10 protein-coding genes and 2 pseudogenes are annotated in these 12632 nt (G+C 61.1%); 4 read left to right on the plus strand and 8 right to left on the minus strand.

Annotation, left to right across the window (positions count from 1 at the left end; all coding sequences use genetic code 11):
• Positions 1-37: 37 nt before the first annotated feature.
• Positions 38-1159, minus strand: a complete 1122-nt coding sequence (locus tag NKH36_RS20930) for a DUF2336 domain-containing protein (RefSeq protein WP_352964124.1) — start codon at positions 1157-1159, stop codon at positions 38-40.
• A 247-nt stretch (positions 1160-1406) separates the two neighbouring features.
• On the opposite strand from NKH36_RS20930, the gene NKH36_RS20935 reads away from it, so the two are divergent.
• Together NKH36_RS20935 and NKH36_RS20940 are read left to right on the plus strand one after the other, a co-directional pair.
• Positions 1407-1883: a MaoC family dehydratase gene (locus NKH36_RS20935; protein WP_502912082.1), complete on the plus strand. Its 477-nt coding sequence runs from the start codon at positions 1407-1409 to the stop codon at positions 1881-1883.
• Positions 1884-1886: 3 nt separating this feature from the next.
• Positions 1887-2768 (plus strand): HpcH/HpaI aldolase/citrate lyase family protein, encoded by an 882-nt coding sequence (locus tag NKH36_RS20940; RefSeq protein ID WP_352964118.1) that lies wholly within the window; start codon positions 1887-1889, stop codon positions 2766-2768.
• Positions 2769-2956: 188 nt separating this feature from the next.
• On the opposite strand, the gene NKH36_RS20945 is transcribed toward NKH36_RS20940, so the two are convergent.
• Both NKH36_RS20945 and NKH36_RS20950 read right to left on the minus strand, forming a co-directional pair.
• Positions 2957-3928: a sensor histidine kinase gene (locus tag NKH36_RS20945; protein WP_352964115.1), complete on the minus strand. Its 972-nt coding sequence runs from the start codon at positions 3926-3928 to the stop codon at positions 2957-2959.
• Between the two features lie 77 nt (positions 3929-4005).
• A pseudogene (locus NKH36_RS20950) lies at positions 4006-5443 on the minus strand (DUF7125 family protein).
• Between the two features lie 288 nt (positions 5444-5731).
• Between NKH36_RS20950 and NKH36_RS20955 the strand changes: the two are divergent.
• Positions 5732-6052 carry a response regulator gene (locus NKH36_RS20955; RefSeq protein ID WP_352964112.1) on the plus strand — a complete coding sequence of 107 codons (321 nt, stop codon included), beginning with the start codon at positions 5732-5734 and terminating at the stop codon, positions 6050-6052.
• 75 nt (positions 6053-6127) lie between these two features.
• Here NKH36_RS20955 and NKH36_RS20960 read toward each other — a convergent pair whose 3' ends face one another.
• Together NKH36_RS20960 and NKH36_RS20965 are read right to left on the minus strand one after the other, a co-directional pair.
• Positions 6128-6736, minus strand: a complete 609-nt coding sequence (locus tag NKH36_RS20960; RefSeq protein WP_352964109.1) for a flavin reductase family protein — start codon at positions 6734-6736, stop codon at positions 6128-6130.
• Positions 6737-7321 carry a nitroreductase family protein gene (locus tag NKH36_RS20965; protein WP_352964106.1) on the minus strand — a complete coding sequence of 195 codons (585 nt, stop codon included), beginning with the start codon at positions 7319-7321 and terminating at the stop codon, positions 6737-6739.
• Positions 7322-7475: 154 nt separating this feature from the next.
• Here NKH36_RS20965 and NKH36_RS20970 point away from each other — a divergent pair, with 154 nt between their 5' ends.
• A complete protein-coding gene (locus tag NKH36_RS20970) occupies positions 7476-8441 on the plus strand; it encodes an RgsD C-terminal domain-containing protein (RefSeq protein ID WP_352964104.1) in 966 nt (321 codons plus the stop codon).
• Between the two features lie 53 nt (positions 8442-8494).
• Here the strand turns inward: NKH36_RS20970 and NKH36_RS20975 are convergent.
• From NKH36_RS20975 to blaOXA, 3 genes and pseudogenes are all read right to left on the minus strand, one after another.
• Positions 8495-9434 (minus strand): annotated as a pseudogene (locus NKH36_RS20975) (lysophospholipid acyltransferase family protein).
• Between the two features lie 120 nt (positions 9435-9554).
• The gene (gene thrS, locus NKH36_RS20980) at positions 9555-11531 is read right to left on the minus strand and encodes a threonine--tRNA ligase (protein ID WP_352964101.1); all 1977 of its coding nucleotides are present in this window, start codon (positions 11529-11531) and stop codon (positions 9555-9557) included.
• A 170-nt stretch (positions 11532-11701) separates the two neighbouring features.
• The gene (blaOXA, locus tag NKH36_RS20985) at positions 11702-12529 is read right to left on the minus strand and encodes a class D beta-lactamase (RefSeq protein ID WP_352964098.1); all 828 of its coding nucleotides are present in this window, start codon (positions 12527-12529) and stop codon (positions 11702-11704) included.
• Positions 12530-12632 lie beyond the last annotated feature (103 nt).

The following is a 12632-nucleotide window of genomic DNA, read 5'->3' on the forward strand; positions in this document are numbered from 1 at the left end:
TGGTTTGCCGGCAAACTGCAGACGGTCCGTTTGAGTGTCAGGCCGCCGCGATCGCCAGCGCATGGCCGCGCGCGTTTTCGCGCAGCGCATCGAGATGGATTGATTTTACCAATCCGGCGAGATCGCCTTCGGCGGACTGCCCGCCCAATTCCTTCAGCATCAGCCAGCTGACTTCCTGGACGCCTGCAAGGCGCTTGCCATTGGCGACCTCGCGCCAGATCTTCAGCGCGCGCAGGATGATCGCGTGCGTGGCCGCGGCCAAGCCGGCGCTGCGGAACAGCGCCTGCAGCGCCACGTCATGCCCGCCGGCCAGCAGCGCTCTTACCCGCTGTTCGGATTGCTGGCTGAGCGCGACCAGCGCCGAGCCGAAGAAATCGACCTTGCCATGCGCGATGGTGCGAATGATGAAGCTTGCGGTCAGGTCGCCGCGCAGGCGCAGATGCTCGATGAGCGCCGCATGTTCCTGCTGGCGCGTGCCTTCGATCAGCGTCACGGAAGCCTTGACGCAGGCGTCGCGCATGACGCGCTCGGCTCTGGCATGGCCCATCAGCGCCACCACCAGCGACGAGCCTTTAAGCGTTTCACCAAGTTTTATCAGCAGCATATGCCGGCAGTCGGCGGGCAGACGCGCATCTGATATCAGCGCTTCGCGCACCGAAGGCAGATGGCCATGGCGTTCGGCGATACGGCGGAAGCTGAGCGAAGCGATATCGGCGCCGCTGTTGGCGAGAAGCGTGGCGCAGGCTTCCGGCTCGCCGATTTCGGCGATCGCCGCGGCGACCGCCATGGAGACGCGCGGACGGTCGGCGATCAGTTTCTGCGTCGCCTTCTGGCCGCCGGCAACCCGGTCGATCAGATCGGCATCGGTGAGCAGCGGCGAACGTGCCAGCACCAAGCTTGCGACTTCCGGTTGATCGGATGCCAGCGCGCTGACGATCTGCAGCGGCGCGTGATGGCTCATCGACAGCGCCTCTGCAATCGCCAGCCGCACTTTCGACGAGGCATCGTCTAGCAGCAGCGTCAGCGCGGCCTCCGCCGCGCAGCGGTCCTCGAAAGGCAGATCGGCATTGATGTAGGCGCGAGCCAGAGCGCTTGCCGCAGCGGCGCGCTCCGAAACCTTGGCCGTGTAGATCCATTTCAGGAAATGCGAAACAACCATGCCGTCCGCTATGCCCCTAACCCGAGTCTGTTCCCGCCCCAGTGAAGACCGTAGGCAGAAATGGTTTACGAACGGTTCACCATGTTTGTTAACTGGCCCCTCTTTGTTAACTAGCTTGCGAGCGCGGTATGCAGCGCCTATCAACCCTTAGAGCGACCTGCGTCCTTTCGGACGCACGGAAGTACGCTCTAATACTTTGAATCTTCGCATCGTGCTTTCCGAAAAATCGATTCCGATTTTCGGGCCGATGCGGCAGCGGAGGGCATCGACCATGGCCGGGCTTCATCTGGAAGAGTTCGTCGTCGGCCATGTCTTCCGGCATACGCTGCGGAAAACCGTCACCGAAAGCGACAACATGCTGTTTTCGGTAATGACGCTGAACCCGCAGCCGCTGCACATCGATTTCGATTTCGCCGCCAAAAGTGAATGGGGCAAGCCGCTGGTCAATTCACTGTTCACGCTGGGCTTGATGATCGGCATTTCGGTGAACGACATCACCGTCGGCACCACCATCGCCAATCTCGGCATGAAGGAGACGGTGTTTCCGCATCCGGTCTTCCACGGCGACACCATCCGCGTCGAGACCACGGTGGTATCGGTGCGCGACTCCAAGTCGAAGCCGGACCGCGGCATCGTCGAGTTCGAGCACCGCGCCTATAACCAGAACGACGTGCTCGTCGCCAAATGCACAAGACAGGCGATGATGATGAAGAAGGCAGCCTGACCGATGCGCTCGTTGCTTTTCGTTCCCGGCGATTCCGAAAAGAAGCTGGAAAAGGCGTTTGGCGCCGGCGCCGACGTGGTCATCGTCGACCTCGAGGATTCGGTCGCGCCACAAAACAAGGCTTTGGCTCGCGGCGTCGCCGCACGCTCCATCACCGAACACAGGCATCAAACCAGATCCGCAATCTATGTCCGCATCAACGATCTCTCGACCCGCCTGACGGATGACGATCTGGTGGCACTCGTGCCCGTGAAACCCGACGGCATCATGCTGCCGAAGTCGAATAGCGGACAGGATGTCCAGCATCTCTCGGCCAAGCTCAGGGTGCACGAGGCCGAAAGCGGGCTGCCGGACGGCGTCATCAAAATCCTGCCAATCATCACCGAAACAGCCGCCGGCGTGCTGGCGGCCGCCACCTATGCCAAGGCAAGCGCGCGGCTTGTCGGCGTCACCTGGGGTGCGGAAGACCTCTCGGCGGCGATCGGTGCGCGTGCGGCGCGCGACGGGAACGGCCGCTATACCGATGTGTTCCGCTTCGCCCGTACCATGACCATCCTCGCCGCGGCTGCTGCGGAAGTCGCGGCGATCGACACGGTTTTCCCCAGTTTTCGCGACATGGCTGGCTTCGAGGCGGAATGCGCCGAGGCAGAGCGCGACGGCTTCACCGGCAAGATGGCGATCCATCCGTCGCAAGTGCCGGTCATCAACGCTGCCTTCACGCCGTCGACCGAGGCGGTGAAACACTGCCTGGCGATCGTCCAGGCATTCGAAGCGGCTGGAAATCCCGGCGTCGTCGGCATCGGCGGCAAAATGTACGACCGACCGCATCTCCGGCTCGCAGAACGGCTTCTGGCACGCGCTAGGGCGACCGGAGTTTTGGCCTGATTTAGTCTGATCGCGCGACGCCGGGCCCTTCCGACGGTGGCTCGCGTTCCTGCCGGGAGGCGGCTCATCAGTTCCGCGAAATTGACCAGGCGACCAGATACCAGGAACAGCCCGATAGGCCTGCCGCTCACCATGCGCAGCACTGATCATGGCGTTGCCCGCCGCAACGAGCCAACGGTGCCGCCAGACTAGTCGGTTGGTTCTGGAGAGAGGCGGGAAAGTAGACCGCGGATCGACAAATGCAGGCCGTCCGGCGCGAAGATAAGATCAGGATGCTCTCCAAACAGGCTTGTCAAAGCGGCGCGCATATACCGTGTTCCATATCCTACTCGCGAGGGTTCGACGACCGACGGCCCACCCGATTCGGTCCACCTCAGGGTCAGCGTTGGTTCCGGGCTCGAGGCGATCTTCCATTCCAAACGAACCTTGCCTTCGGGCTGGGATAAGCCACCATATTTGATGGCCTTTGTCGCGAGTTCATGAAGGCAGAGGGCGAGGGTTGTGGCGGCCTCGCGCGAAAGCAGCACCTCAGGTCCCTCAATGCTGATGCCGCTTTGTCCGTCCGAGCTGTACGGCGCAAGGATCGAATTGGCGACATCCATCAAAGGCACCGTCTCACCTCCTGCGTCAAAGACCGCAGAATGAACGTTCGACAACGCTCTCAATCGTCCTTTGAAGTCTTCCGCGAGGCCGTCTGCCGAGGTTGCGCCGCGCCGCGTCATTTCGAAGATGGATACGACGCTTGCCAGGATGTTTTTCACCCGATGATTGAGCTCGCGCCGCAGCTCCGTCTCCCGCTCGAGGTAATCGCGCACGTCGCGCTGACGGGCTCTGGTGAGGAGTGCGGACTGGATGCCGCTTATCAGTTCCAGCGCCGCAACGGGACGTTGATAGAATATCTGGCGTGAATGTGGCCAAGCAGCACTCAGGGCCGTCTGGATGCGCGACTGGGACGCCGCACGGTCGAGAAGGACTACGATTGGGATTTCCGACCAGTTCGGCTGGCGCTGAAGGAATCTGGCGATTGTAGCGGTTGCCGCTGGATCTAGGGCTTCATGCGTAACGACAAGCACTCCGGGGGATTCTTTAAGCAGATTCTCCAAATTTGCGGTGTCGGCCGTTTTGGCATGAACGCCGCGCTCTTGCAGCAGGGAGGCCATGTACGAGGCATCCTTGCGATAGGGCGCCAAAATGAGCACCCAATCGAGTGTTCCCAGGCCGTTGTGCTCCGTGTCACTCACGTCTCAGGCAAAGGATTATAGGCAACAACCGAAACACCGGAACTCGCGATGAAGAGCTCCCGGACATCGAGGTCGTGCGGGCCGTGGCGCTTCTTGACGACCGTGATGTTGCGCCTTAGCCGACCCTCATGCTCGGCCATGCGAAGAAGAAGCACCGTGTCGCCGAGAAAACTGACATCCACGTCGATCCCGACATTCTGTCCGAGCAACCCGTGCTGAGCGACAATGAGCATGGTCAGCACGTCCGCACGTGCGAGATGCTTCAAGAGAGACTGGATATCGAGCACCGCTTTTTCGCGATGAGGCAGCGAATTCAGATAGCCGGTGAAGCTATCAATCACCACAACCCGAGTATTATTGCGGCTGACCACTTGCTGCACGATCTGGCCGAATTCGCCCGGCGAGATTTCGTTCGGGCTGAAATCGTAGATGACGAGTTGACCGTCCTTGTAGAACTGCCGCAGGTCCATCCCCAAGCCCTCGGACCGGCGAAAAAGGTTCCAGCCGCTCTTCAAACAGGAACAGGGCAACATTCTCGCCTCGCTGGAGAGCCGCTGTGGCGTAAAGCGACGACATCGTTGACTTGCCAGTCCCAGACTGACCGATCACCAGCGTTATCGTTCCCGATTCCTGGCCCCCGCCAAACATCTCGTCGAGAGCGTCGACCCCAGATTTGATCAGTTGCGGCTTGACGACTTCAGGAGGCGACCCGGGTACAATCCGCGGAAACACGACGACGCCTTCGCCCTCGCGAATGGCCATGTCGTGATACCCGTCGGCATACGGCACGCCCCGCATCTTGCTGACCTCAATACGCCGGCGCACGGCTCCATAATCCTCGAGCGATTTATCAAGCCGGATGACGCCATGAGCAATACCCTCGATCTCTTCGCCGTTGTGATCACCGCCACTCGTTTGAGTATCGAGCAAAACCGCCACAATGCCGCGCTTGGCCAGAAAGGCCTTGAAGCCAATCAGTTCGCGGCGAAACCTCGGCGTGTCGCCGGTGATCAGCCGGATTTCAAGCAGGGAGTCGTAAACCAGCCTGTGTGGTTTGTGTTCTTCGATCGCGCGTTCGATCGCCTTGCGCGTCTCATCCAACCGAAGGTCGGCGGTCTGGAAAATGCTTTGATCGGCCGCGCCACTCACGGTCTCAGAAGCTGAAAGCTCTTCGACACGAATTCCGTCGAGCGTCCAGCCGTGTGAAGACGCAATCGCCTGGAGTTCGGAGGCGGTTTGCGAAAGACTGACATAGATGCAGCGTTCACCGGCCGCCACCCCAGCGCGCAAAAATTGCAGGGCAGCGGTTCTCTTGCCTGCCCCTGGATCGCCCTGCATTATGTAAAAGTTCGAAGCGGGCAGTCCACCGCGAAGAATTTCGTCCAAGCCGGCAATACCGGAACTTACAACGGGCTGTCTCTTTCGCTCTGCCATGTCCGCCTCGTGTCCAACAGTTTGGGAATCGTAAGCCATCGTCGGGTATCAAATGCGTTCGAAAGATGACAGCCTGCAGACCTGTTGGGCCGCTGGGCTGAGGCGCGTCGATTTCTCCCGATCTCGTTCGGTAATCGCCACGCCCGTGCGAGGCAAGTAATCAGCTCGATTTACCAGTAAATGCCGTATTGGGCCTTCGCATCGCCAGCAGGCCCCACAACGCGTACGCCGTTGCGATCCTTTCACCTTGGTGAAAGTCGCCTGGAACAAATGTTGCGGATTCTGGCGATGGACGACGATCCCCTGGTGTTGTTGAACACCGCTGCAATGCTGGAGGACCTCGGCCATACCGTCGCGGAGGCGCATTCGGCAGCGGCAGCGCTTGATCTGCTGAAGGAGCAGCCGTTCGACCTCGTCATAACGGATCACGCGATGCCGAAGATGACTGGCCTGCAGTTATACTGCGCAATCAAGGATAAATGGCCAAATATCCCCGTCATAATAGCCACGGGCTACGCTGAACTGCCGGGCGCTCGGGAGATGAAAACCCTCAGCAAGCCGTTCACCGAATACGAATTGGCGAACGCGATAGCCAGCACTGCCGTTTAGCCACCGGATTACCAACTGCCAGAAGGTAAGCGAGCCGGCCTTGTCAAGAACCAAGTGCTTAATTCTATCCCAGCCCTAATCCTTTCCCCAGCGAGGCCGACGCATCGAAAATATCTCGCTGACGCTGGCATAGTCCATATAGCCGAGACGGCCGACATTGCCCGCCCTGGCGATGTCGAAGATGCCGTCTTTCAGAAATGCATCATCGATATGCACACCGACGACTTCGCCGGCAACCACGATGGCACCGGTCGGTGTCCCGTCCAGCGCCTTTGGCCGCAAGATCTCCGTCACCCGGCATTCAAGCGCCGCGGGCGCCGCCGCAACGCGGGGCGGCGCTACCAGACGCGACGGCGCCATGGTGAGATCGGCATAGTCGAATTCGGTCACGCCGCGCGGCGCATCGACCGCCGTGCGGACCATTTTTTCAGCAAGATCGCGGCTGACGAGGTTGGCGACGAACTCGCCTGTTTCTGCGGCGAAGGTGGCGCTGTCCTTCTCGCCTTCGGAGGAAAACCAGACGATGAAGGGTCGCGTCGAAAAAGCATTGAAGAAGGAATAGGGAGCGAGGTTGATCTCGCCGGCCTTGTTCACCGTCGAGATCCAGCCGATCGGCCGTGGCGCCACGATAGCTTTGGACGGGTCGTGCGGCAGCCCATGCCCCTTTGCCGGCTCGTAGAACATTCAGCTCACCCATGGCCCAGCATAGTCGGCATAGAGCTTTGCTGGATCAGGCCGTGGCCGCTCCGGCGCCGGCCCCTGATAGGTGCCGATATGGACGAAGCCGACGACCCGCTCATGCGGCGCCAGCCCCAGGATCGCCCTCCCCTCCGGCACATCGGAATACCAGTTGCTGATCATGTTGGTGCCATAGCCCAGTGCATTGGCCGATATTATGAGGTTCATCGCCGCCATGCCGCCGGACAGGAACATTTCCCATTGCGGGATTTTTGGGTTTTCCTTCGGGCTCGACACCACGCCGATCACCAGCGGCGCGCGTGAAAAGCGCGCCAGTTCCTGGTTATGGCGGCCTTCTGGCAGCGGCCCTTCGCGCTGTGCGGCAAGTGCCGCCAGCTTCTTGCCGATCTCGACGCGTGCCTCGCCCCGGTACAGGATGAAGCGCCAGGGCTCGAGCCGGCCGTGGTCCGGCACCCGCGAGGCGGCGGCAATCATCGTCGCGATGTCAGCGTCGCTAGGTGCCGGTTCCTTCAACTCCGGGATCGGCGCGGAATTTCGGGTCAGCAGAAAGTCGATGATCGGCGACGCCATGGCGCAAGTCTCCTTGGAATTTGAGCTGAAGCGCACCATCGGACATCGGGCGGCTCGGGCATTGGCGCGGCGCGCCGATAAAGAGCCCTCGAGCAGAAGCTGATCGGACTCTTAAGCCTTGAAATTGCCACCGCCTTGGGCTTCAACGCAAGGCATGTTTGAAGGGACATTGCGTCTTTTCCCGATCTGGCTCGCTGCCGCACTGTTGATGGTGCCGGTTTCGCTTGCCGTCGCGCAGGATGTGGACGGCCTCGGTGATCTGAAGCTTCCCGGAATTTCGAGCTATGCGCCTCCTAAAAGCGACACATCGCTGGCATCGGGCAGCAGCGGGGCGATCACGCTATCCGCGCAATTGACCGACAAGGGCACCGACATCACGCGCGGCATCGTCTGGCGCGTCTTCAAGCCTGAACCCACCGGCGACGGCAAGCTGCCGATGGTCGCTTCCGCCCATGGCGGCAGTGCGGTGTTCCAGCTCGAGCCCGGCAGCTATCTGGTACATGCCTCTTACGGCCGGGCCGGTGCCACCAAGCGCATCACCGTCGGCAAGGACGCCAGGCGCGAAAGCCTCGTGCTCGATGCCGGCGGCCTGAAGCTCGATGCCGTGCTGTCGGGCGGGGTGCGCATACCGCCGAAGAAACTGCGCTTTTCGATCTATGAAGGTCAAGCCGAAGCCAATCACGATCGCGCCCTGATCATACCAGACGTCGAGCCGAACAGCGTCGTGCGGCTGAACGCGGGCGTCTACCACGTCGTCTCGACCTATGGCTCGGTGAACGCGGTCATCCGCTCCGACATCCGCGTCGAGGCCGGCAAGCTGACCGAAGCGGCCGTCGAGCATCGTGCGGCGGAGATGACTATGAAGCTGGTACGCGAGTCGGGTGGAGAGGCGATCGCCGACACCTCCTGGTCGTTGCTCAACGAATCCGGCGATCCCATCAAGGAAACCGTCGGCGCCTTTGCTTCGATGGTGCTGGCCGAGGGCGACTACACCATCATCGCCAAGAACCGCGACCGCATCTATCAGAAAGATTTTACGGTCGTGGCCGGGCAGAACAAGGAAATCGAGGTTTTGGCCACGGAGGCCTCGGCGATCGACCCCCAGGAAGGCGCGGACTAGACATCCGGACACCGCGGTACCGGATTCCGGTCCAGCAGCGTATGATTTACCGATCAGGCCGCCTTGCGCATGCGTCGCGGCAGGAACTGGCCGTGGCCGCGCGGTTCGGCCGGCGCCAGATCGAAAACGCCACGGTGGAGGCGGTCGAGCAAAGCCTTGCGGTCGCGCAGCGGCGCCGGTTCGTCCCATCCCAGCACGTCGCCGGCGCGCACGTCGATCGATTTGCCGGACAGCCGCGCGAATTCGTGGATGAGTAGGGAAATACGCAGCGTCAGCGAAGCCCTGCCGACGAACTTCGCCACACGCCCGTCGCGCTCGGCCATGTTCATCGGTCCACTAACCAGATGGAACAGCCGGCCGTTCTGACCGGAAAAATGCATCGGAATGACCGAGGCCTTGGCATCCTGGACGAGACGGGCCGGAAACATCTTCCATGGCAGATCGCGCGCGCGGCCAAAACCTTTCGGCGCGGTGGCGACGCCGCCCGCGGGGAAGACGACGATGATGACGCCCTCCTTCAGCAGCCGCACCCGCCTCATGGCGCACCGCCATGTTGTTCCTCAGCGCGTCCTTGGTCTCGGAAAAGTCGATCGGCAGCGAATAGGGCTCCATTTCGCGGATCTTGAGCAGATCCTTGTGGATCATGACGCGGAACGGGCGCTGAAGCTGCTCAGCCAGCGAGAGCACCGCAATGCCATCGCCGATGCCGAACGGATGATTGGCGACGATCACCAGCGGCGTGTCAGGCAGGTTTGCCGGCGGCCATTGGCCGGTGGTCCGCACCCCGACGTCGATCAGTTCCAGCATGCGGCTGAACACGCGCTCGCCGGTCGGCACCACCTGGCGGCGCCAAAAATCGTAGAGCGCCGCGAAACGATCGCGGCCGGACAGACCTTCGATGGAATGGATGAACCAGCGCGTCAAAGCCGGCTGATGCGGACTGGCATAGGAAAGCTCGGGAAACGGTCTTTCGCGCATCTTCAGCTTGAGCATGAGGGCTCGTTACAAGGCTGGCGTGACAAGCATGTGAAACGGCGGGCATGTGAAAACGGCGGGCATGCGAAAACGGCGGTGGATCGCTCCACCGCCGTTTCGTCGATGATCTGACTGAACTCAGGCCGCTCGTTTGCGCTTGCGGTCGGGCGTCACCGCCTCTTCGGCAAGCATTGCCACCGCTTGGCCAAGGCCAAGCGATTCCTGGTCGCGTGACCCGAGCCGGCGGATGTTGACCGTCTCCTCTTCCGCCTCGCGCTTGCCGCAGACGAGGATAACCGGAACCTTGGCTAGGCTGTGCTCGCGGACCTTGTAGTTGATCTTCTCGTTGCGAAGATCGGCTTCCGCCAACAGTCCGGCCGCCTTCAGCTGCGCCACGACCTTTTGCGCGTAATCATCGGCATCGGAGGTAATCGTCGCCACCACCACCTGCAGCGGTGCGAACCACAGCGGGAAATGGCCGGAATAGTTCTCGATCAGGATGCCGAGGAAGCGCTCCATCGAACCGCAGATGGCGCGATGCACCATCACCGGCTGCTTCTTTTCCGAATCGGAGCCGATGTAGAAGGCGCCGAACCGTTCCGGCAGGTTGAAATCAACTTGCGTGGTGCCGCATTGCCAGTCGCGGCCGATGGCGTCCTTCAGCACATATTCGAACTTCGGCCCGTAGAACGTGCCCTCGCCCGGATTGACGCCCGTCTTGATCCGATTGCCCGACCGCGCCGCGATCTTGTCGAGCACGTCCTGCAGCACGCCCTCGGCATGATCCCACATCGCGTCGGTGCCGACCCGTTTTTCGGGGCGGGTCGCCAGCTTGACGGTGATTTCGTCGAAGCCGAAATCGGCATAGGTCGACAGGATCAGGTCGTTGATCTTGATGCACTCGTCGGCGAGCTGTTCCTCGGTGCAGAAGATGTGGGCATCGTCCTGGGTAAAGCCGCGCACGCGCATCAGCCCGTGCAGCGCGCCGGACGGCTCGTAGCGATGCACATTGCCGAATTCCGCAAGTTTTACCGGCAGATCGCGGTAGGACTTCAGCCCGTGCTTGAAGATTTGGACGTGGCCGGGGCAGTTCATCGGCTTCAGCGCAAACATCCGGTCGTCGTCGGTGTCGTCGCCGGCGACCGTCACCTTGAACATATTGTCCCGGTACCAGCCCCAGTGGCCCGACGTCTCCCACAGGCTCTTGTCGAGCACCTGCGGCGCGTTGACCTCCTGATAGCCCTGCTCGTCGAGGCGGCGGCGCATGTAGTTGACCAGGTTCTGGAACATTCTCCAGCCCTTGGCATGCCAAAAGACGACGCCCGGCCCCTCCTCCTGGAAATGGAACAGGTCCATCTCGCGGCCGAGCTTCCTGTGATCGCGCTTTTCGGTTTCCTCCAGCATGGTCTGATAGGCGTCGAGTTGCGCCTGGTCGGCCCAGGCCGTGCCGTAGATGCGCGTCAGCATCGGGTTGTTGCTATCGCCGCGCCAGTAAGCGCCGGCCACCTTCATCAGCTTGAAGGCGTTGCCGATCTGGCCGGTCGAGGCCATATGCGGGCCGCGGCACAGATCGAACCAATCGCCCTGCGCATAGATCTTAAGATCCTGATCCTCGGGAATGGCGTCGATCAGTTCGAGCTTGTAGCGCTCGCCCTTGTCGGCGAAGATTTTTTTCGCCTTCTCGCGGGACCACACCTCTTTGGTGAACGGCTTGTTGCGCGCGATGATCTCGCGCATCTTCTTCTCGATCACCGGGAAATCGTCGGGCGTGAACGGCTCGTTGCGGGCAAAATCATAGTAGAACCCGTTCTCGATCACCGGGCCGATGGTCACCTGCGTACCCGGCCACAATTCCTGCACGGCTTCGGCCAGCACGTGTGCTGCGTCGTGGCGTATGAGCTCTAGCGCGCGCGGGTCTTCACGGATGATGATCTCGACCTTGCCGGACTTACCGAGCGGGTCGGAAAGATCGCGCACCACGCCGTCGATGCTGTACGCGACGGCCTTCTTGGCCAACGACTTCGAGATCGACTCCGCCAGGCCGGCGCCGGTCATCGCCGCCTCATACTCGCGGACGGAGCCATCGGGAAATACCAGGGAAACGGAATTCAGCATAGAGTTCTCCTATCCAGTCCCGCAAACGAGCGCGGGTGGTGAAATGCACGTCGCCCAAAAGTGTGCAGCGGTTTTGGGGCAACGACATGCATAAAGTAAAAAGCCGGATGCGTCCGGCGGCAGTCTTTTATGGGCAGATTCGCGTGCCGTAAAGGCGGACAGCAGATCACTTAGTCTTGTTTGATGAGATTCGGCAGCTCTTTCAGGAACATCGCCCGCATCTTAGGGCCCTTGGGCGTGTCGGATCGTTTCGTGTCGACCACGAGGCGGGCAAAAACGATCTTGCGACCATCCTTTTGCGCCCAGCCGACAAACCAGCCAAGCGAGCGTTTGACCTTGTCGGCGTCGTTGCCAAGCCTGGTGGTCCCGGTCTTGCCCTGCACGGTCCAGCCACCTGCCTGGAAGGTCGGCAAGATCGCTTCGGTCATGGCGTAGGCCTTGTCCGAAACCGGCAGTTTGCGGTCAAGCAGCCGGCGCAGGAAATCGACCTGTTCCACCGGCGATATCTTGAGGGAAGAGTTCACCCAAGACCGGGTGAGGCCATCATTCTTGCCGGCGTTGCCGGAAACATCGGAGTTGCCGTAGTCGAATTTCAAGACGTAGCCGGCGAACCGCTCGTTGCCGAGCCGGCGGGTGATTTCCCGCGAAAACCACAGCACCGAGTCCTTTTCCCAGATCGTCGGGTCGACGGTTTTCTGGTCCCGCTTCGCCGCATTGAATTCCGGCTTGTACTCCCAGCTCGGCGTGTGCTCGTCGCTCAGGATTCCCGCGTCATAGCCGATCAGCGACAAGGGAACCTTGAATGTCGAGGCGGGACTGAAGCGCTGGTCACAGACCCCTTGCCGATATAGCGTTTCGCCGCTTGCAGCATCCAGGATCAGCGTGCATTCGGCGTCCTTCAGCGGCGCGGATTGAGCACGGATCGGAAAACCCAACAGCCACGCCAGAAGGTAGAGAACCAAGGCGAAAACGAATGGACGGCGGTCTAGCTGGCGCATTGGCAATCTCCTGAAGGGTGTTCAGGAGCGGCTTAGCGAGGCGTCTTGTCTCGATTTTGTCTTAAATGTGCAACGTGCGGTTAACCCTAGCAAATCGGAAAGA

The organism is Mesorhizobium sp. M1312, assembly GCF_040318115.1.
In the GTDB taxonomy this organism is placed as follows: domain Bacteria; phylum Pseudomonadota; class Alphaproteobacteria; order Rhizobiales; family Rhizobiaceae; genus Mesorhizobium.